Origin of the sequence: Streptomyces sp. NPDC056503 (assembly GCF_042794995.1) — a bacterium.
In the GTDB taxonomy this organism is placed as follows: domain Bacteria; phylum Actinomycetota; class Actinomycetes; order Streptomycetales; family Streptomycetaceae; genus Streptomyces.
In genome coordinates this window covers 15,802-35,573 of sequence record NZ_JBHTST010000083.1, presented here as the reverse complement: position 1 = coordinate 35,573, position 19,772 = coordinate 15,802, and the positions used below count along the sequence as shown (strand labels likewise).

Here is a 19,772-nt window from a genome sequence, read left to right as displayed (position 1 = left end):
TTTGTGTAAACGAGCCCGGCGGGGGGCCGCTCGCCCCGCGGCCCGGCCCGTGCCCCGGCCCGCGGGGCGGCCCGTGCCGGGGGTGATGTCGCGTCGCGGCACGGAAACCTCGTATGGTCTGGGGCGTGCTGGAGGAGATGCGGATACGGTCGCTCGGGGTCATCGACGACGCGGTGGTCGAGCTGTCGCCCGGTTTCACCGCGGTGACCGGTGAGACCGGCGCGGGCAAGACCATGGTCGTCACGAGCCTGGGGCTGTTGCTCGGTGGCAGGGCCGATCCGGCCCTGGTGCGGATCGGAGCCGCCTCGGCGGTCGTCGAGGGGCGGATCAGCCTGCCGCCCGGCGCGCCCGTCGCGGTGCGCGCCGAGGAGGCGGGGGCCGAACTCGACGAGGGCGCCCTGCTGGTGTCCCGTACGGTCTCCGCCGAGGGGCGTTCGCGCGCCCACCTCGGCGGGCGTTCGGTGCCCGTCGGGCTGCTCGCGGAGCTCGCCGACGAACTCGTCGCCGTGCACGGGCAGACCGACCAGCAGGGCCTGCTGAAGCCCGCCCGGCAGCGCGGCGCGCTGGACCGGTACGCGGGCGAGGCCGTCTCCGGGCCGTTCGCCGCCTACGCCGAGGCGTACCGCGGGCTGCGGGCCGTCACCACCGAGCTGGACGAGATCACCACCCGGGCACGTGAGCGAGCCCAGGAGGCCGATCTGCTGCGTTTCGGGCTCGCCGAGATCGAGGCCGTCGCGCCGCGGGCGGGCGAGGACGAGGAGCTGGCCGCCGAGGCCGAACGGCTGGGGCACGCCGAGGCGCTGGCCTCCGCCGCCGCGCTCGCGCACGCCGCGCTCGCGGGGAACCCGGAGGATCCGGAGTCCGTGGACGCGACCACCCTGGTCGGCGGGGCGGGGCGGGCCCTGGAGGCCGTACGGGCGCACGACCCGGCGCTCGCCGCGCTCGCCGACCGGGCCGGGGAGATCTCCATCCTGCTCGCCGACGTGGCGCAGGAGCTGGCCGGATACGCCGACAACCTGGACGCGGATCCGCTGCGGCTCGCCGCGGTCGAGGAGCGGCGGGCCGCGCTCACCCAGCTCACCCGGAAGTACGGCGAGTCCGTCACGGCCGTGCTGGCCTGGGCGGAGGAGAGCGCGGAGCGGCTCGGGGAGCTGGACGGCGACGACGAGCGGATCGGGGAGCTGACCGCCGAGCGCGACCGGCTCCGCGACGAGCTGTCCGTCCTCGCGCAGCGGCTCACCGACGCCCGCGTGGAGGCGGCGGACCGGTTCGCCGGGGCGGTCACCGCGGAGCTGGCCTCGCTCGCCATGCCGCACGCGCGCGTGTCCTTCGACATCCGGCAGGCCGAGGCCGCCGACGAGGCGTCCGGTGTCCGGGTCGGCGGGCGGTGGGTCGCGTACGGGCCGTCCGGCGTCGACGAGGTCGAGCTGCTGCTCGCCCCGCACCCCGGGGCGCCGCCGCGGCCCATCGCCAAGGGCGCGTCCGGTGGTGAGCTGTCCCGGGTGATGCTCGCCGTCGAGGTCGTCTTCGCCGGGGTCGACCCGGTGCCGACGTACCTGTTCGACGAGGTCGACGCGGGCGTCGGCGGCAAGGCGGCAGTGGAGATCGGCCGCCGGCTCGCCAAGCTGGCCCGCACCGCGCAGGTCGTCGTCGTCACCCACCTGCCCCAGGTGGCCGCCTTCGCCGACCGGCAGCTGCTCGTCGAGAAGACCAACGACGGCTCGGTGACCCGGTCCGGGGTGACCGTCCTGGAGGGCGAGGAGCGGGTCCGCGAGCTCTCCCGCATGCTCGCCGGCCAGGAGGACTCCGAGACCGCCCGGGCCCACGCGGAGGAGCTGCTGGCCACGGCCAGGGCGGACGTGTGAGGGGAGCCCCGGCGCGGGGACGTCCCGGCAGGGGCGGGTCGAGGGCGGGTCGAGGGCGGCGCGGGCCGTACCCGGCCCTGCCGTGAGCGGGCGGTCCGGCCCATCGGGTACGCGGCGGCCCGGCCCGTCGGGTACGCGGCGGGGGTGGGCGCCGGTGGTGTGCCGGGGAGGGCGGTGCCCGGTCGGGGCGCGCGCCGCTTCGGTGCGCGCTCGCTCGGACGGGTGAACCTGGGGGCCGGTCGGTGCGGCGAGCGCCCGGCGGGGCGGGCAACGTCACGGTGTCGGTGCCGGAACGTGCGTACGGGTGGGCGCCGGGGCTGGCATCCTTGGGCGCGTGACACAGCTCCGTACGGTCCAAGTGCTGGGCGGCGGCAGCGCGGGCAGCAGCGCTCACGTCAGATCACTTGCCTCGGGGCTGGTGGCGAGGGGCGTCCGGGTGACCGTGTGCGCTCCGGCCGAACTCGACCGTCTCTACGACTACTCCGGGGTCGGCGCGCACGTCGTGCCGCTGCCGCGCCGCAACGACCCGGCGACCGTCGGCGTGCTCCGCAACGCCTGCATCGGCGCCGACGTCGTCCACGCGCACGGACTGCACGCCTCCGTGCGGGCCGCGCTCGCCGTCTCGGGCGCCGTCGGGCTCGCCCGCACCCCGCTCGTCACCACCTGGCACGGCCGGCCGTACGCCGAAGGGACCAGGGCCGGGATCGTACGGCTCCTGGAGCGCCGGACCGTGCGGGCGGCGGCCGTCGTCCTCGGGACCTCCTCCGAACTCGTCGACCGGGCCCGGCGGCGCGGAGCGCGCGACGCGCGGCTCGCCCCCGTCACCGTGCCCGCCGCCCGCGGACCCGTCTGCCTCCACGACGGCAAGGCCCGCGCCGAACTCGGCGCCGTCGACCGGCCGCTGCTCATGGCCGTCGGCGCGCTCGAACCCGGGCGGGGGTACGGGACGCTGCTCGACGCGGCGCGGGAGTGGCGGGAGCTGGATCCGCCGCCGCTGCTCGTGATCGCGGGCGAGGGGCGCGAGCGGGCCGCCCTCCAGCGGCGGATCGTCGCCGAGGGGCTCGCCGTCCGGCTTGTCGGGCGCCGCGACGACATCGCCGAACTCCTCGCCGCCGCGGACGTCGCGGTGCTGCCGTCGCGGTGGGAGGCGCGGTCGCTGCTCGCGCAGGAGGCGCTGCGGCTCGGGGTGCCGCTCGTCGCCACGGCGGTCGGCGGCGTACCGGAACTCGTCGGCGACGCGGCGGAGCTGGTGCCGTACGGGGACGCGGCGGCGCTCGCGGCGGCGGTGCGGGGGCTGCTGGAGGACGCGGAGCGGCGGATGGACCTCGCGGCGGCGGGGCGGGTGCAGGCGGGGACGTGGCCGTCGGAGGACGACACGATCGCGCACGTCCTGAGCGTGTACGACGAACTGGCGGCCCGCTAGGCCGTCTCTTCGCCGGATCTCGCCGGGCCCGCGGCGTGATCCGGGAGAAGCGGCCCGGCCGTCCGGGGCGGGCCGCGCCCCTGCCCCCTCGGGCTCGTGGCCCCGGCCCCTCGGGCTCGCTGCCCCAGGCCCTCGGGCTCGCGCCCGTGACCCCGCCCCCGTTCCCGCCCCCGCCCCCGTTCCCGTGGGGGCAGGGCTACGGGGTGTGCCTGCGGGCCCGCAGCGCCAGCGACAGCGCCAGGACCGTCTGGGGGTCGTCCAGGTCCGTGCCCAGGAGTTCGGAGATCCGGGCGAGGCGGTTGTAGAGGGTCTGGCGGTTGAGGTGGAGTTCGCGGGCCGTCTCCGCCTTGCGGCCCGCGTGCGCCAGGTACGTCTCCAGCGTGGGGAGCAGCGGGGGCCGGGAGGCGCGGTCGTGGTCGCGGAGCGGGCCGATCGCACGGTCGACGAAGGCCGCCAGGTCCGGATGGTCGCGCAGCCGCCACAACAGCAGGTCGATGTCGAGACGCCGGGCGTCGTACCAGGGGCGGTCCATGAGGCCCTGCGCCGCCGTGGCGGTCTCCGCCGCGTGCCGCAGGCCCGCCGACGCCGCCGCCCAGCTGCCGGCCATGCCGACCACCACGACCGGCGGGTGCGCGCCGGCGCCTTCGAGACCGGCCCGTTCGACACCGGCCCGCAGCGCCGCCGCGACCCGGTCCGCGACCGCCGTCCGCTCCGACTCCGAGCGCAGGCCCAGGAGGAGGGGGACGCGGCCCTCGACCGGGCGGACGCCGAGCAGGGCGGGGACGCCGACGGAGGACAGCTCCTCGTGGACGGCGCGGGCGAGCAGCGCCCAGCTGCCGGAGGGGGAGAGCTCGGGGGCGAGGCGCATGACGACCGGGAGGAGCGGCCCGTCGCCCGGCCGGAAGCCGAGGACGCGTGCCTGCGCCGGGGCGTCCTCCGCCGAGATCCGGCCCTCCGCCAGGTCCGTCAGGAAGTCGCCGCGGCCCCGGGCCGCCAGCTCCTCCTCCTGCCGGGCCTGCATGAGGACGACCGCGAGGAGGCCCGCCGCCCGCTCGGCGGCCATCCGGTGGACGGGGGAGAGGGCGCCGGAGACCGCGAGCAGCACCAGACGGGCCCGCACCGAGCCCGTACCGGGGCCGCCGCCCGGAACGTCGACGAGGACCGTGCCGGTGGGCGGGCCGGACTCGCGTGCGGCGCGCTGGCCGCGGAGCCCGTCCCAGACCTGGAGCGGGTCGGCCGGCCCGGACTCGGTGCCCGCCGCGTACAGGAGCTGCCCCTCGGCGGTCTCCAGGAAGACGGGGTTCGCGGCGAAGTCGGAGAGGATCCGGAGCACCTGGGGCACCCCGCCGCCGCCGAGCAGCGCCTCGGTGCACTGCCGGTGGACCTCTTCGGCCTGCCTCTGGAGCGCGTAGTGGCCGTTGACGATCTCGGTGTGGATCTCCTCGGTGACCGCGACGAACGGCACCTCGCGGTGGAGCTGGACCAGCGGCAGCCCGGCGGTGCGGGCGGTCTCCACTATCGTCGCCGGGAGGCGGGCGAAGCGCGGGCCGAGCTCGACGACGAGGGCGGCGATGCCCCGGTCGGCGAGCCGGCGGACGAAGGCCCGCTGCTCGGCCGGCCGGGTGCCGAGGCCCAGGCCGGTGGTCAGCAGCAGCTCGCCGCCCTTCAGCAGGGACGCGATGTTGGGCACCTCGCCGGCGTGGACCCACCGGACGGTCCGCTGGAGCCGGTCGGCGCCGGTGACGACCTCCGGGAGGCCGCTGCGGAGCCCCGGGAGTTCGAGTGCCCGTTGTACGGTGATGCCGCCCTGCGTGTCCATGGGCGGACGGTATCGCCCATGGTGTTTCCCGGACATCTCCGCGCGGTCACGGGCCGGGTCGGTTCGCCCCCGGGGGCGACAACTCGTCGGGGCACGGCGGGAATTGTTCGACCGCGTGTCGCTTGTGTCCTACGTCACGCCCCTGGATGCTCTCGCGCCATGGCAGACACCTCCACCGCGAAGCCGGCGCCCCGCGTCGACCGGCTCAAGGCGAACTCCGTCGGGCTCGTCGGCGTCGTCTTCATGGCCGTGGCCACCGCCGCGCCGATCACCGCGATGACCGGTAACCTCCCCATCGCCGTCGGCTTCGGCAACGGCACCGGCGCACCCGCCGGATACCTCTTCGCCACCCTCGTCCTGACCGTCTTCTCCGTCGGCTACGTGGCCATGGCCAAGCGGATCACCGCCGCCGGCGCCTTCTACGGCTACATCTCGCACGGCCTCGGCCGGATCGCGGGCATGGCCTCCGGCATGCTCGCCGTCCTCGCCTACGTCGTCTTCGAGGCGTCCATCGTCGGCGTCTTCGCCTACTTCGCGAAGACCACCGTCGCCGACCAGCTCGGCGTCGACCTGCCGTGGATCCTCTACGCGGCCGCGATGCTGGCCGTCACCGCCGTCCTGTCGTACTTCGACATCAACCTGACCGCCAAGGCGCTCGGCGTCATGCTCATCGCGGAGATCGCCGTCCTCTTCGCGGTCGCCACCGCCGTCCTGGTCCACGGCGGCGGCCCCGACGGCATCCCCGTCGAGCCGGTCGACCCGAGGAACGCCTTCACCGGCGCCTCCGCCGGCCTCGGCCTCTTCTTCGCCTTCTGGTCCTGGGTCGGCTTCGAGTCGACCGCCATGTACGGCGAGGAGTCCCGCGACCCGAAGCGGGTCATCCCCCGCGCCACCCTGATCTCCGTCATCGGCGTCGGCCTCTTCTACATCTACGTGTCGTGGATGACCATCGCCGGGAACGGCCTCGCCGGCTCGGTGCAGCTGTCCTCCTCCGCCACCCCGCTCGACCTCTTCTTCGCGCCCACCCGGAGCTTCATCGGCGCCTGGGCCGTCGACGCCTTCCAATGGCTGCTGCTCACCGGCTCCTTCGCCTGCGGCATGGCCTTCCACCAGTGCGCCTCGCGCTACCTCTACGCCATCGGCCGCGAGGGCTTCCTCCACCCGGCCCTCGGCCGCACCCACCCCCGGCACGGCTCCCCCTACCTCGCCTCCTTCGTGCAGAGCGCGATCGCCGTCGTCCTCGTCGGCGCCTTCTGGCTCACCGGCCAGGACCCCTACATCCACCTCTACACGCTGCTCGCGATCCTCGGCACGATGGCGATCCTCATCGTGCAGACCCTCTGCTCCTTCGCCGTCATCGGCTACTTCCGCAAGAACCACCCCGAGGACCGGCACTGGTTCAGGACCCTCACCGCGCCCCTCCTCGGCGGCATCGGCATGATCGCCGTCGTCGTCCTCCTCGTCGTCAACATGGAGACCGCGGCCGGTCTCGCCGCCGACTCCCTCTTCTTCAAGGCGATCCCGTGGACCGTCGGCGGAGTCTTCCTCGGCGGACTCGCCCTCGGCCTCTACCTCAAGGCCAAGCGGCCGGCGCGGTACGAGATCATCGGCCGGATCGTCCTGGAGGACGCCGCCGAACGCGACGACGAGCAGGCGGAGCCCGTACCGGCCGCCACGAGCTGACCCGCACCGCCGGACCCCTCTTCTTCCTCCAGGAGCGCCCCATGGCACGCACCAACCCGATGCACCTCCTGAACCGCCTCGCCGCCGACCACGCCGACGCGCGCCGGCTCGGCCTCCCCGTCGACGAACTGCGCGGCCTGCGCGGCGACCCGCTCGGCCGCCGCACCCTCCTCAAGGCCGCCGCGGCGGCCGGGATCGCCGTCTCCGCCGGAGCCGCGCCCGCCGTCGCCGCCGTTCCCGACCCGCCGGTGCGGTCCGACGCCCGCGTCGCCGTCGTCGGCGCCGGCATCGCCGGGCTCACCGCCGCCCTCACCCTCCAGGACGCCGGCCTCGCCCCCGTCCTCTACGAGGCCGACCCGGCCCGCGTCGGCGGCCGCATGTGGACCCAGCGCGGCCACTGGGCCTACGGGCAGACCTCCGAGATCGGCGGCGAGCTCATCGACACCAGTCACAAGAAGATGCTGGAGCTCTGCCGCCGCTTCGGCCTCCCCACCGAGGACTTCCTCGGCGGGGGCCCCAACGGCGCCGAGGAGGTCCTCTGGTTCGACGGCGGCTACTACCCGCGCCACCAGGCCGACGAGGACTTCAACGGGGTCTACCAGGCGCTGCGCCGCGACCTGTCCGAGGCGGGGGAGGTCTTCTGGAACCAGACGACGCCCACCGGCACCGCCCTCGACGACATGTCGGTGTACGAGTGGATCGAGAGCCGCGTCCCCGGCGGGCACTCCTCGCCGCTGGGGAGGTTCATCGACGTCGCCTACAACGTCGAGTACGGGGCCGACACCACCGAACAGTCCTCGCTCGCCCTCGTCCTGCTCATGGGCTACCAGACCAATCCCGGCAACTTCAACATCTGGGGCCTGTCCAACGAGCGCTACCACGTCACCGGAGGCAACGACCGGCTCCCGAACGCCATCGCCGGCGCCCTGGCCCCCGGCACCCTCCGGATGGGCTTCTCCCTCCAGGCCGTACGGGCCAACGCCGACGGCACCCAGACGCTGACCTTCGCCGAGGGCGGCGCCACCCGGACCGTCACCGCCGACCACACGATCCTGTGCGTCCCGCTGCCGGTCCTCCAGCGGCTGGACCTCACCCGGGCCGGCTTCGACCCGCGCATGACGAACCTGCTCCGGGACGCCCGCATGGGCTACTGCACCAAGCTCAACATGCAGTTCGGCACCCGCCCGTGGCGCGGCACGGGCGCCTGGCCCGGGGTCTCCGCGGGCGACTGCTTCACCGACCTGGACGTGCAGCAGACCTGGGACACCACCAAGCTCCAGGGCGGCACCGGCGGCATCCTCATCCAGTACAACGGCGGCAGCCTCGCCCGGAACCTGAACCCCGCCGGCCCCTTCTCCACCGAGTCCGACCCGTACGTGCGGAACCTGGTGAACCGCTACCTCACCGGGATCGACGCCTTCTTCCCCGGCACCGCGCGGGCCTGGAACGGCCGGGCCCAGCTCTCCGCCTGGCACGAGAACCCGAACGCGCTCGGCGCCTACTCCTGCTGGCCGGTGGGCTACCTCCACCGGTACGCGGGATACGAGGGCAAGGCCCAGGGCAACGTCCACATCGGCGGCGAGCACTGCTCCTACGACTACCAGGGCTTCATGGAGGGCGGCGCCACCGAGGGCGAGCGGGCCGCCAAGGAGGTGGTCGACGCCCTGCGGTAGGGGTCAGGCCGCGGCCGCCGGCACGATGTTGTGGTTGAGGCGGAAGACGTTGTCGGGGTCGTAGGCGGCCTTCACGGCGGCGAGCCGCGGGTAGTTGCCGGCACCGAAACCGGCGACGACCCGCTGCTCGCCCTCCGTCCCGATGAAGTTGAGGTACACCGCGTCCGACGTCCACGGCCGCATGTCCGTCCGCACGTCGTGCACCCACTGGATGGCCCGTCCGTCGGCCGCCGGGTCCTCCCAGGTGGCGAAGGGGTGCACGGCCCACGGGTCGGAGCGCCACGGCAACGGGTAGTCGGCCGGGCCGCGGGCCACCGCGCCGCCCAGCGGGAACAGCACGTGCTGGGTGGCCGTGCCCTCCGGCAGCCGCTCCCCGCGGGCGCAGAACACGTCCACGGCCTCGTCGGGGAACGAGCCCAGGTACTCCGCCGACCAGTAGTTCCGCAGCCCGGGCGGGTCGTCCAGCATGCACTGGAGGTCCGCGTACGGCACCTCCTGGACGAGGTCCACCACCGGTCGCAGCGCGGACAGCGGACCGGCCAGGTGGCGCAGCCCGGCCACCGGGCCCGCGTACGTGACCAGCGCCGAGCACACCAGCTGCCCCACCAGGTGCGTGGGCACGAACGGCTCCGGCGGGGCGGGGAAGTACAGCACCCCGCCGCCCACCTCGTCCGGGCCCGTCTCCAGGAGCGTCCGGAAGGCCCGCACCACGTCGGGGCCCGAGCGCGGCGGGAAGAGCATCAGCGCGAAGCTCGTCGCGGGCAGTTCGTGCAGCCGGAGGGTCAGCGAGGTCGCCACGCCGAAGTTGCCGCCGCCGCCGTGCAGCGCCCAGAACAGCTCGGGGTTCTCCTCCGCGCTCGCCACCACGTGCCTGCCCTCGGCGGTGATCAGCTCGACGGAGAGCAGGTTGTCGCAGGCCAGCCCGAACTTCCGCTCCATCCAGCCGGAGCCGCCGCCCAGGGTGAAGCCGGCGACGCCGGTGGTCGAGACCCGGCCGCCGGTGGTGGCCAGGTGGAAGGGCTGGGTGGCGCGGTCCAGGTGGCTCATCAGGGCGCCGCCCTCGACCCGTACCGTCATGTGCTCGGGATCCGCGACCACGGCGTGCATCCGGCGCAGGTCGACCACCAGACCGCCGTCGACGGAGGAGACGCCGGCGACGCTGTGGCCGCCGCCGCGCACCGCGACGGGGAGCCCCGTCTCCCGCCCGAAGAGGATCGCGTTGGACACGTCGGCCTGGGTCGCGCACTGGGCGATGACCGCCGGACGGCGGTCGATCATGCCGTTGTGGATACGCCTGGCCTCGTCGTAGCCCGGATCGCCGGGTACGAGGACCTCACCGGCCAGATCCTCGCGGAGGCCGGCCAGGGCGGTGTCCGGAACGGTGGACTGGGGAGCCATGGGCTGCCCCCCCTTCGTTACGGGGGCCAGGACACTCTCATGGTAGGTCCGGCCCCCGGGGCACGCCGCTCGGCCGCTCAGCCGCCGTACGCGCCGCTCGCCGTCAGCCGCAGGGCCGTGTCGATCAGCGGGACGTGGCTGAAGGCCTGCGGGAAGTTGCCCACCTGCCGCTGGAGCCTCGGGTCCCACTCCTCGGCGAGCAGCCCCAGGTCGTTGCGGAGCGAGAGCAGCTTCTCGAAGAGGGTGCGGGCCTCGTCGACCCGGCCGATCATCGCCAGGTCGTCGGCGAGCCAGAACGAACAGGCGAGGAAGGCGCCCTCGTCGCCCTCCAGGCCGTCGACGCCCGCCTCCTCGCCGGCCGTCGGGTAGCGCAGCACGAAGCCGTCCTCCGTGGACAGCTCCCGCTGGATCGCCTCGATCGTGCCGATCACCCGCTTGTCGTCCGGCGGCAGGAAACCCATCTGCGGGATCAGCAGCAGCGAGGCGTCCAGTTCCTTGGAGCCGTACGACTGGGTGAAGGTGTTCCGCTCCTTGTCGTAGCCCTTCTCGCAGACGTCCCGGTGGATCTCGTCGCGCAGCTCGCGCCAGCGCTCCAGCGGGCCGTCCGCGTCGCCCGACTCGATCAGCTTGATCGTGCGGTCGACCGCCACCCAGGCCATGACCTTCGAGTGGGTGAAGTGCCGGCGCGGGCCGCGGACCTCCCAGATGCCCTCGTCGGGCTGGTCCCAGTTCTTCTCCAGGTACGCGATCAGCTTGATCTGGAGCAGCGAGGCGTAGTCGTTGCGGGACAGGCCCGTCATGTGGGCCAGGTGCAGGGCCTCGGTGACCTCGCCGTACACGTCGAGCTGGAGCTGGTTGGCGGCGCCGTTGCCGACCCGGACCGGGCCGGAGTTCTCGTACCCGGGCAGCCAGTCGAGCTCCGCCTCGCCGAGCTCCCGCTCGCCCGCGATGCCGTACATGATCTGGAGGTTCTCCGGGTCGCCGGCGACCGCGCGGAGCAGCCAGTCCCGCCAGGCGCGGGCCTCCTCGCGGTAGCCGGTGCGCAGCATCGAGGAGAGGGTGATGGCCGCGTCCCGCAGCCAGGTGTAGCGGTAGTCCCAGTTCCGTACGCCGCCGATCTCCTCCGGCAGCGAGGTCGTCGGCGCGGCGACGATCCCGCCGGTCGGCGCGTACGTCAGGGCCTTCAGGGTGATCAGCGAGCGGACCACGGCCTCCCGGTAGGGGCCGTGGTAGGTGCAGTGGTCCACCCAGTCGCGCCAGAAGACGGCGGTCGCCTCCAGGGAGCCCTCCGGGTCCGGCAGCGCCGGCGGCTCCTTGTGCGAGGGCTGCCAGGAGAGCGTGAAGGCGATCCGGTCGCCGGGGGTGACGGTGAACTCGGAGTAGGTGGTGAGGTGCTCTCCGTGGGTCTCGGCCTCGGTGTCGAACCAGACGGAGTCGGGTCCGGCGACGGCGACCGTGCGCTCGCCGACCTTGTGCACCCAGGGCACGATCCGGCCGTAGCTGAACCGCATCCGCAGCGCGGAGCGCATCCGCACCCGGCCGCTGACCCCCTCCACGATCCGGATCAGCTGGGGGGCGCCGTCGCGCGGCGGCATGAAGTCGGTCACCCGGACCGTGCCGCGCGGGGTGTCCCACTCGGACTCCAGGATCAGCGAGTCGCCCCGGTAGCGGCGACGGTCGGCGGGGGCCGGTTCGGTGTCGTCCGGGCCGGCTGGGCCCACTCTCCAGAAGCCGTGCTCCTCGGTGCCGAGCAGCCCCGCGAAGACCGCGTGCGAGTCGAAGCGTGGGAGGCAGAGCCAGTCGACGCTGCCGTCCCGGCAGACCAGCGCCGCGGTCTGCATGTCTCCGATGAGTGCGTAATCCTCGATACGCCCGGCCACGTGCTTCACTCCAGTCGAACGGCCTGTCCGCCCCTCGGGGCGCCTGCAGCAGATGTTGCGAGTTGCGAGAGGTGCCCGCGGTGCCAGTGTGCGGGATAGCCGGCTCCGGCAACGGGTCGAGGGGAGGCGACACGGACTCCCGGTCCGGTTCCGCGGGCGGGGGTGGTGCCGTCGGCCGGCCGCTCGGCGGCGTGGCCGGGCGGGATGGTCCGCACAGTAGTGACCGTGGTGATCACCCGCGTAACGCGCTGCTCCACACGGGTGAACAGGTCTTTTCGATGCGCCCCCGGAGCCCCGCCGGGCGCCGCGGACCGCCTCGCCACGGCCGGTCCCACCCGGTCGGCCGGTGTGCCGCCCGTGTGGCCGGAAGCGGTCTCCTGCTGTCACTGATACCCTGGTACCCCGTGGACCGGTGGGAAACGGCGCCAGCCGAAACCCCCGAAACCGCAGCGACGGCACCCCCGATTCTTCCGGAGGACCTGCCGCTTCGCACCTCCAAACGCGACCACGGGAGCCCCCTCTTGGCGATGCCGCCCAACACCACGACGACCAAGCACATCTTCGTCACCGGGGGTGTCGCCTCCTCCCTCGGCAAGGGCCTCACCGCCTCCAGCCTGGGTGCGCTCCTCAAGGCCCGGGGCCTTCGGGTCACGATGCAGAAGCTCGACCCGTACCTCAACGTCGACCCGGGCACGATGAACCCCTTCCAGCACGGTGAGGTGTTCGTCACCAACGACGGCGCCGAGACCGACCTGGACATCGGCCACTACGAGCGCTTCCTCGACGTCGACCTCGACGGCTCGGCCAACGTCACCACCGGCCAGGTCTACTCGCAGGTCATCGCCAAGGAGCGGCGCGGCGAGTACCTCGGCGACACCGTGCAGGTCATCCCGCACATCACCAACGAGATCAAGTCGCGGATCCGTCGCATGGCCACCGACGACGTCGACGTCGTCATCACCGAGGTCGGCGGCACCGTCGGCGACATCGAGTCGCTGCCCTTCCTGGAGACCGTCCGCCAGGTCCGCCACGAGGTCGGCCGCGACAACGTCTTCGTCGTGCACATCTCGCTGCTGCCCTACATCGGCCCCTCCGGCGAGCTGAAGACCAAGCCGACCCAGCACTCGGTCGCCGCCCTGCGCAACATCGGCATCCAGCCCGACGCGATCGTGCTGCGCGCCGACCGCGAGGTCCCGACCGCCATCAAGCGCAAGATCTCGCTGATGTGCGACGTCGACGAGGCCGCCGTGGTCGCCGCCATCGACGCCAAGTCGATCTACGACATCCCGAAGGTGCTGCACTCCGAGGGCCTCGACGCCTACGTGGTGCGCAAGCTCGACCTGCCCTTCCGCGACGTGGACTGGACCGTCTGGGAGGACCTCCTGGACCGCGTCCACAACCCCGACCACGAGGTCACCGTCGCGCTCGTCGGCAAGTACATCGACCTGCCCGACGCCTACCTCTCGGTCACCGAGGCCATGCGCGCCGGCGGCTTCGCCAACAAGGCGCGGGTCAAGGTCAAGTGGGTCACCTCCGACGACTGCAAGACCCAGGCCGGTGCCGAGAAGCAGCTCGGCGACTGCGACGCCATCCTCATCCCCGGCGGCTTCGGCGACCGCGGCGTCTCCGGCAAGGTCGGCGCCATCCAGTACGCCCGTGAGCACAAGGTGCCGCTGCTCGGCATCTGCCTCGGCCTCCAGTGCATCGTCATCGAGGCGGCCCGGAACCTGGCGGGCATCCCCGAGGCGAACTCCACCGAGTTCGACCCGGCCACCGCGCACCCCGTCGTCTCCACGATGGAGGAGCAGCTCGCCTACGTGGAGGGCGCCGGCGACCTCGGCGGAACGATGCGCCTGGGCCTCTACCCGGCGAAGCTCGCCGAGGGCTCGGTCGTCCGCGAGACCTACGAGGACGAGCCGTACGTCGAGGAGCGCCACCGTCACCGCTACGAGGTGAACAACGCGTACCGCGCCGAGCTGGAGAAGAAGGCCGGCCTGGTCTTCTCCGGCACCTCCCCGGACAACAAGCTCGTCGAGTTCGTCGAGTACCCGAAGGAGATCCACCCCTACCTGGTCGCCACCCAGGCGCACCCGGAGCTGAAGTCCCGCCCGACCCGCCCGCACCCCCTCTTCGCGGGTCTGGTCAAGGCGGCCGTCGAGCGCAAGACGGGCAAGAAGTAGCAAGGCGTTAACGTTGCCGGGGTACGGGTCCTGACGGACCGGTACCCCGGTTTCCGTGTGTGTGGGAGGACGCAGATGCAGGTGCAGGACACCCCGGAGGAGTGGCAGGTCGTGGCCACCGCCACCCCCTTCACGGGCAAGAAGACGAGTGTCCGCACGGACGACGTGGTCATGCCGGACGGCTCGGTCGCCCGCCGCGACTACCAGGTCCACCCCGGCTCGGTGGCCGTGCTCGCCCTGGACGCCGAGGACCGGGTGCTGGTGCTGCGTCAGTACCGCCACCCGGTGCGGCAGAAGCTGTGGGAGATCCCGGCCGGACTGCTCGACGTGCCCGGAGAGAACCCGCTGCACGCCGCGCAGCGCGAGCTGTACGAGGAGGCGTACGCCAAGGCGGGCGACTGGCGGGTCCTCGCGGACGTCTACACCACCCCGGGCGGCTGCGACGAGGCCGTAAGGATCTTCCTGGCCCGCGACCTCGCCGAGGCGGAGGGGGAGCGGTACGAGGTCTCCGAGGAGGAGGCCGACATGGAGGTGGCGCGGATCCCGCTGGCCGACCTGGTCCGCGGCGTCCTCGCCGGCGAGCTCCACAACAACTGCCTGGTCGTCGGGGTCCTGTCCCTGGTCGCCGCCCGCGCGGGCGAGGGCGAGGAGGCCCTCCGCCCGGCCGACGCGCCCTGGCCGGCCCGCCCGTTCGAGGCCTGACCGCAGGTCCGCGGGCCTCCTCGCGGATGCGCTCCGTGTCCGACCGATCTACGCTGCGTGGCGAGGGGGTCGATACGAGTCACCGACTGGGGCGCATCCATGTCCGATCCCTCCGGCGCGAAGAAGCCCGCGGAGCCCTCGCTGCTCTGCCCGAGCGCGCCGGCGGGCGAGGGCGCGATCGTCCTGGGCGTGGTGCGGTCCGACGGCACCGTCGGCTACCTCGGCGAACGACTGCCCGTCACGGCGGAGTTCCTGGACCGCCTCCGGTCCGGTCCCGCTCCGGAGGCGCGCTTCCGGTTCGGCGCGCCGTGCCGGGAGAGCGCCTGCGCGCAGTGGAGCGACGGGGGCTGCGGGCTCCCGGGCGGGCTCGCCGCGCTGGTGCCCCCGGAAGAGACCCCCGATGCGCTCCCGCGCTGCTCGATCCGGCGCCAGTGCCGCTGGTTCCACCAGCGGGGCGTCTCCGCGTGCCGTATCTGCCCGCTCGTCATGACCAGGGAAGCGGGGGTCCCGGCCGTCGGGGCCGGTCCCCACGGACGATCGGAGCAGCAGAGATGAGCAGTGCCCCGCAGGGCCCCAGGCAGGACGGCAGTCGCTTCGTCGTGGATCTCGGCGGCGTGAAGCTGCCCGCGATCCTGGAGAAGCAGGTCGAGACGGACATCCGCGCGGTGGTCCTCTCCGCGCTGAGCGAGTCGGAGGGCGCGGCGGCCAGGCGGCTGCCGGACTCGATCTTCGACCGCTTCCCCAACCGGACGCTGGGCCTGTGGCTGGACCCGGACGTGCCCTTCCCGGACCCCTGGGGGCCGCTCGGCCCCAAGGACCACACCCTCATCCTCCGGGAGGTGCTGAGCCGGCCCGTCCAGGTGATCCGCTACCTCGACCTGAAGGACGGGCAGGCCAGGCCGACCGGTGAGGAGGTGCTGGAGGCGGCGCTCCAGGTCGAGCAGATCGACGACTACACCAAGGAGCGGATGCGGGCGGTCCTGGAGCTGCTGCCCCGGCTGGAGGAGGCCAGGGCGGGACTGCCGCGGTCCGTGCAGCAGGAGCTGCGGGGGCTCCAGCGCAAGCTGGAGCAGGCCCCCGGCGTCGAGGGGAAGGTCCGGCTGCTCAGGGACCCCGGCCTGCGGAGCGCGAAGGACACGGAGGGGTACGTCGACGCCGGTCTGGAGCAGGCCGCGCTGATCCTGGAGGACGGGGCGTCCACCATCTACGCGCCGGACTTCTCCTTCTACCGGCTGCTGAGCGAGGGCCGGGGCGACGGCGGCGGGGGCGGCGGGACGACCGTGATGGCCAAGGAGAGCAACGGGGACCTGGAGGACACCGCGAACGCCGACGCCGTCGGCGCGGCCGCGGGCGGCGGGGCGGGGCTCGCCCTCGCCGGCGTCGGCGCGGCGGCGGGTGCCGCGGCGGGAGCCGCGGGCGCGTCCCTGGGCTGGGCGATCGGGAGCTTCCTCGCCTGGCTCTTCTGACCGCCGGGCCTCCGGCCGGCGTCGTGGTGCGTGCGCGGCGGTCACCCGTCGTGGTGCGTGCCGCGCGCCGGCCGTCCGGCGTGGTGCGTGCGCGGTGGCGGTCACCCGTCGTGGTGCGTGCCGCGGTGCCGGCCGGCCGTCGTACGGGGGTCGGGGTGGTCGGCTGTCGGCGTGGGTGGGCGGGGTGGTCGGCCTTTCGGTGGGGCAGTCGGAGTGATCGGTATGACTGTCTGCTGATCCGATCGGGGGATGTGCCCGCCACGCTCCGCCGGGTCCGCGCGGGGGGCTGAACTACGCTCGTACACGCCCATGCGGAGTCCCCCGCGGGGATCGGCTCGTGCGCAGGTGGACGGGAGTGTGGCCCGTGACGGATCAGGCGGTGGCGGCGGCCGGAAGCCGGCAGTTCTATGGCCGGCAGCGGGAGTTGAAGGCCCTCCGCGCCGACATCGAGCGGACCGGTCTGGACACCCTCACCGGCCGCAAGGAGCCCCGCGCCCGGGTCCTGCTCGTCGCGGGGCGGCCCGGCTCGGGGCGGACCGCCCTCGCCGAGGAGCTGATCGCCTCCGTCGCCGGCCGCTACCCCGACGGGGTCTACCGGGCACGGCTCACCGAGCCCGGCGGGGAGCCCGTCCCCACCGCCAGGGCCGCCCGTGAACTCCTGCGCGACCTCGGGGTCGAGGAGCCGCCGGGCGCCGCCGAGGACGAGCTGACCGAGCTGGTCCGCGAGGCGCTCGGGGGGCGCCGGGCGGTGCTGCTGCTCGACGACGCCGTCGACGCCGAGCAGGCCGAGCCGCTGCTCCCCGACAACCCCGACGCCCTGGTCGTCGCGGTGGCGCGGGGGCCGCTGACCGGCATTCCGGACGTCCGGCCCTGCACGCTCGGCGGGCTCGACCCGAAGTCCGCCATCGAGCTGCTGACCTCCGCCACCGGCTCGGTCCGGATCACCGTCGACCCGCAGGCCGCCGAGGCGCTGGTCGAGGAGTGCGGCGGGCTGCCCGCCGCGGTGGTCCTCGCCGGCGGCTGGCTGGCCGGACGGCCCGAGACCTCCGTCGCCGACCTCGCCAAACGGCTCCGCGGCCTGAACGGCGACCCCCTCACCCGCACCTTCCTCCTCGCCCACCAGGCGCTGCCCCAGCCGGCCGCCCGGATACTGCGCTACCTGGCGCTCGCCCCGCTCGGCCGGGCCGAGGCCCACACCGCCTCCGCCCTGGCCGGCTGCTCGGTCTCGGCGGCGACGACCACGCTCGCGGACTTCGCCCGGCTCGGACTGGTGGCCGAGACCGCCGACGGGCGGTACGAGGTCCCGGGCCATCTCGTCCCCCTGCTCCGCGCCCAGCTGGAGGAGCGCGACCGGCCCGCCGAGGTGCAGCTCGCCCGGGCCCGGATGCTGGAGCGGACCGTACGGCTCCTCCAGTCCTGCCGTGCGGTCACCGAACCCGAGGGCTCCCCGGCCCGGCGCAGGCTCGCCGGCCTGCCGCGCGCCCTGCGCTTCCCGACCCCCGAGGACGCCGCGCACTGGCTGGCCTCCCGCCGGACGGAGCTGCTGGCCTGCGCCCGGCTCGCGGTCGCCGACGGCGAGCTCGACACCCTCGCCCGCCGGCTCATCGCCTCCCTGGTGCGGGCGCTCACCGCGCACCACGGGGCCGAGGCGGCGGCCCCCGACCTCTACGGGCTGCACCGGCTCGTCCTCGACGTGGCCGAGCGGCGCGAACTGCACCGGGAGCGGGCCGCCGCCCTGCTCAACCTCGGCGACCTCGACGCCCGGACCGGCCGCACGAAGGATGCGCTGCTGCGATATCGGTTGGCCTGGGAGGTCGGAAGGCAGGCAAATGATCCGTATGCCACCGGTCGCGCGATGGAATCCGTAGGTGGCAGCTATCAGGAGCTCGGCGACTGGCAGCGGGCCGGCGACTGGTACGGCCGCGCCCTCGCCCAGCGCCTGGCCCATGACGAGCGGGCCGACCAGGCGCGCCTGTACGGCCGCCTCGGGGCCGTGCAGACCTACGCCGGGCGGTACGGCGAGGCGCTGCGGCACTGGCGGGCGGCCGCGGCCGGCTACCGCAGGCTCGGCGATCTCCCGGGCCACGCGCGGGCGTTGAGCGAGGCGGCCCGGGTGCAGGAGTACGCCGGGCGCCCCGAGGAGTCGCTGCGGACCTGCGAGGAGGCGGTCGAGTGGGCCCGGCGGGCCCAGGACACCCGGCTCCAGGCGGCGCTCCAGCTGCGGCTCGCCGACACCCTCGACCGGCTCGGGGACCCGGCTGCGGCGCGGCTCCACCGGGCTGCGGCGGACCGTCTGCTGGAAACGGAACGCTTTGCCTACGAAATCCGCAGTGGGTCCGCAGAAGATTAGTACTTTGAAAGGCTAGACAGCGGGAACTCCTTCATTAGACTGGTTCCGCCGCGTTCGAACGTGGTCTGCCCCGGTGCGCCGCAGTGCATCCGGGTATGTATCGCAGTGCACCAGTTATCCCCCTGATTCAAGGACCGTGATCGACGATGAAGGTCGGCATCCCCCGCGAGGTCAAGAACAACGAGTTCCGCGTGGCCATCACCCCCGCCGGTGTCCACGAGCTCGTCCGCAACGGCCACCAGGTCTTCATCGAGCAGAACGCCGGCGCCGGCTCCTCGATCACGGACGAGGAGTACGTCGCCGCGGGCGCCGAGATCCTCGCCACCGCCGACGAGGTCTGGGGCTCGGCCGACCTGCTCCTCAAGGTCAAGGAGCCGATCGCGGAGGAGTACCACCGCCTCCGCAAGGACCAGACGCTCTTCACCTACCTGCACCTCGCCGCTTCCAAGGAGTGCACGGACGCGCTCCTGGAGTCCGGCACCACCGCCATCGCGTACGAGACGGTCGAGACCGCGAACCGCGCGCTCCCGCTGCTCGCCCCGATGTCCGAGGTCGCGGGCCGGCTGGCCCCGCAGGTCGGCGCCTACCACCTGATGCGCTCGGTCGGCGGCCGCGGCGTCCTCCCCGGCGGCGTCCCCGGCACCCACGCCGGCAAGGCCGTCGTCATCGGCGGCGGCGTCTCCGGCTGGAACGCCACCCAGATCGCCGTCGGCATGGGCTTCCACGTGACCCTGCTCGACCGCGACATCAACAAGCTCCGCGAGGCCGACAAGATCTTCGGCACCAAGGTGCAGACGGTCGTCTCCAACGCCTACGAGCTGGAGAAGGCCGTCGTCGAGGCCGACCTCGTCATCGGCGCCGTCCTCATCCCGGGCGCCAAGGCCCCGAAGCTGGTCACCAACGAGCTCGTCGCCAAGATGAAGCCCGGAAGTGTCCTTGTCGACATTGCGATCGACCAGGGCGGCTGCTTCGAGGACTCGCACCCGACCACCCACGCCGAGCCGACCTTCCAGGTCCACAACTCGGTCTTCTACTGCGTCGCCAACATGCCCGGCGCGGTCCCGAACACCTCCACCTACGCGCTCACCAACGCCACGCTGCCCTACATCGTGTCGCTGGCGAACAACGGCTGGGTCGAGGCGCTCCGCCGCGACGCCGCCCTCGGTCTGGGCCTCAACACCCATGACGGCAAGGTGGTTTACAAGGAGGTCGCCGAGGCGCACGGCTACGAGCACGTCGAGCTGAGCACCCTCATCGGCTGACCTGGGAGCCGCCCCGCGGGGGCTCCGGCGGCGGTCCCGTCAACGCCCGCCGTCAATGTCACGCACCCGGC

13 protein-coding genes are annotated in these 19,772 nt (G+C 73.7%); 10 read left to right on the top strand and 3 right to left on the bottom strand.

What is annotated here, in order from left to right:
• Nucleotides 1-113: 113 nt before the first annotated feature.
• Both recN and ACFQ8C_RS23540 read left to right on the top strand, forming a co-directional pair.
• On the top strand, nt 114-1,865 hold the full coding sequence (gene recN, locus ACFQ8C_RS23545) for a DNA repair protein RecN (RefSeq protein ID WP_383460881.1): 1,752 nt from the start codon (nt 114-116) through the stop codon (nt 1,863-1,865).
• A gap of 334 nt (nt 1,866-2,199) precedes the next feature.
• A complete protein-coding gene (locus ACFQ8C_RS23540) occupies nt 2,200-3,288 on the top strand; it encodes a glycosyltransferase family 4 protein (RefSeq protein ID WP_383460878.1) in 1,089 nt (362 codons plus the stop codon).
• A 196-nt stretch (nt 3,289-3,484) separates the two neighbouring features.
• On the opposite strand, the gene ACFQ8C_RS23535 is transcribed toward ACFQ8C_RS23540, so the two are convergent.
• Entirely contained in the window at nt 3,485-5,107 is a 1,623-nt protein-coding gene (locus ACFQ8C_RS23535; RefSeq protein WP_383460875.1) for a PucR family transcriptional regulator, read from the bottom strand.
• Nucleotides 5,108-5,266: 159 nt separating this feature from the next.
• Between ACFQ8C_RS23535 and ACFQ8C_RS23530 the strand changes: the two genes are divergently transcribed.
• Both ACFQ8C_RS23530 and ACFQ8C_RS23525 read left to right on the top strand, forming a co-directional pair.
• Nucleotides 5,267-6,790 carry an APC family permease gene (locus tag ACFQ8C_RS23530; protein WP_383460872.1) on the top strand — a complete coding sequence of 508 codons (1,524 nt, stop codon included), beginning with the start codon at nt 5,267-5,269 and terminating at the stop codon, nt 6,788-6,790.
• Nucleotides 6,791-6,831: 41 nt separating this feature from the next.
• The gene (locus tag ACFQ8C_RS23525) at nt 6,832-8,463 is read left to right on the top strand and encodes a flavin monoamine oxidase family protein (protein WP_383460869.1); all 1,632 of its coding nucleotides are present in this window, start codon (nt 6,832-6,834) and stop codon (nt 8,461-8,463) included.
• Nucleotides 8,464-8,466: 3 nt separating this feature from the next.
• Here ACFQ8C_RS23525 and ACFQ8C_RS23520 read toward each other — a convergent pair whose 3' ends face one another.
• Entirely contained in the window at nt 8,467-9,861 is a 1,395-nt protein-coding gene (locus ACFQ8C_RS23520; RefSeq protein ID WP_383460867.1) for an FAD-binding oxidoreductase, read from the bottom strand.
• A 77-nt stretch (nt 9,862-9,938) separates the two neighbouring features.
• The gene (locus tag ACFQ8C_RS23515) at nt 9,939-11,741 is read right to left on the bottom strand and encodes a glycoside hydrolase family 15 protein (RefSeq protein ID WP_383460864.1); all 1,803 of its coding nucleotides are present in this window, start codon (nt 11,739-11,741) and stop codon (nt 9,939-9,941) included.
• Nucleotides 11,742-12,268: 527 nt separating this feature from the next.
• Between ACFQ8C_RS23515 and ACFQ8C_RS23510 the strand changes: the two genes are divergently transcribed.
• From ACFQ8C_RS23510 to ald, 6 genes are all read left to right on the top strand, one after another.
• Complete coding sequence (locus ACFQ8C_RS23510; protein ID WP_383460891.1) at nt 12,269-13,921, top strand: CTP synthase; 1,653 nt, start codon at nt 12,269-12,271, stop codon at nt 13,919-13,921.
• A 75-nt stretch (nt 13,922-13,996) separates the two neighbouring features.
• Complete coding sequence (locus ACFQ8C_RS23505) at nt 13,997-14,623, top strand: NUDIX domain-containing protein (protein ID WP_383460861.1); 627 nt, start codon at nt 13,997-13,999, stop codon at nt 14,621-14,623.
• A gap of 99 nt (nt 14,624-14,722) precedes the next feature.
• Nucleotides 14,723-15,178, top strand: a complete 456-nt coding sequence (locus tag ACFQ8C_RS23500) for a hypothetical protein (protein WP_383460858.1) — start codon at nt 14,723-14,725, stop codon at nt 15,176-15,178.
• Complete coding sequence (locus ACFQ8C_RS23495; RefSeq protein WP_383460856.1) at nt 15,175-16,089, top strand: hypothetical protein; 915 nt, start codon at nt 15,175-15,177, stop codon at nt 16,087-16,089. The genes ACFQ8C_RS23500 and ACFQ8C_RS23495 overlap by 4 nt, the downstream gene beginning before the upstream one ends.
• Nucleotides 16,090-16,453: 364 nt before the next feature.
• Entirely contained in the window at nt 16,454-18,439 is a 1,986-nt protein-coding gene (locus tag ACFQ8C_RS23490) for a tetratricopeptide repeat protein (RefSeq protein ID WP_383460853.1), read from the top strand.
• Between the two features lie 146 nt (nt 18,440-18,585).
• The gene (ald, locus tag ACFQ8C_RS23485; protein WP_383460852.1) at nt 18,586-19,701 is read left to right on the top strand and encodes an alanine dehydrogenase; all 1,116 of its coding nucleotides are present in this window, start codon (nt 18,586-18,588) and stop codon (nt 19,699-19,701) included.
• The last annotated feature ends 71 nt before the right edge of the window (nt 19,702-19,772 follow it).

Bases quoted from the DNA above. Each gene is read 5' to 3' on its own strand.
- ACFQ8C_RS23535 (WP_383460875.1), bottom strand. From the start codon at position 5,107: ATGGACACGCAGGGCGGCATCACCGTACAACGGGCACTCGAACTCCCG.
- ACFQ8C_RS23525 (WP_383460869.1), top strand. From the start codon at position 6,832: ATGGCACGCACCAACCCGATGCACCTCCTGAACCGCCTCGCCGCCGAC.
- recN (WP_383460881.1), top strand. From the start codon at position 114: ATGGTCTGGGGCGTGCTGGAGGAGATGCGGATACGGTCGCTCGGGGTC.
- ACFQ8C_RS23500 (WP_383460858.1), top strand. From the start codon at position 14,723: ATGTCCGATCCCTCCGGCGCGAAGAAGCCCGCGGAGCCCTCGCTGCTC.
- ACFQ8C_RS23530 (WP_383460872.1), top strand. From the start codon at position 5,267: ATGGCAGACACCTCCACCGCGAAGCCGGCGCCCCGCGTCGACCGGCTC.
- ACFQ8C_RS23520 (WP_383460867.1), bottom strand. From the start codon at position 9,861: ATGGCTCCCCAGTCCACCGTTCCGGACACCGCCCTGGCCGGCCTCCGC.
- ACFQ8C_RS23505 (WP_383460861.1), top strand. From the start codon at position 13,997: ATGCAGGTGCAGGACACCCCGGAGGAGTGGCAGGTCGTGGCCACCGCC.
- ACFQ8C_RS23495 (WP_383460856.1), top strand. From the start codon at position 15,175: ATGAGCAGTGCCCCGCAGGGCCCCAGGCAGGACGGCAGTCGCTTCGTC.
- ACFQ8C_RS23510 (WP_383460891.1), top strand. From the start codon at position 12,269: ATGCCGCCCAACACCACGACGACCAAGCACATCTTCGTCACCGGGGGT.
- ald (WP_383460852.1), top strand. From the start codon at position 18,586: ATGAAGGTCGGCATCCCCCGCGAGGTCAAGAACAACGAGTTCCGCGTG.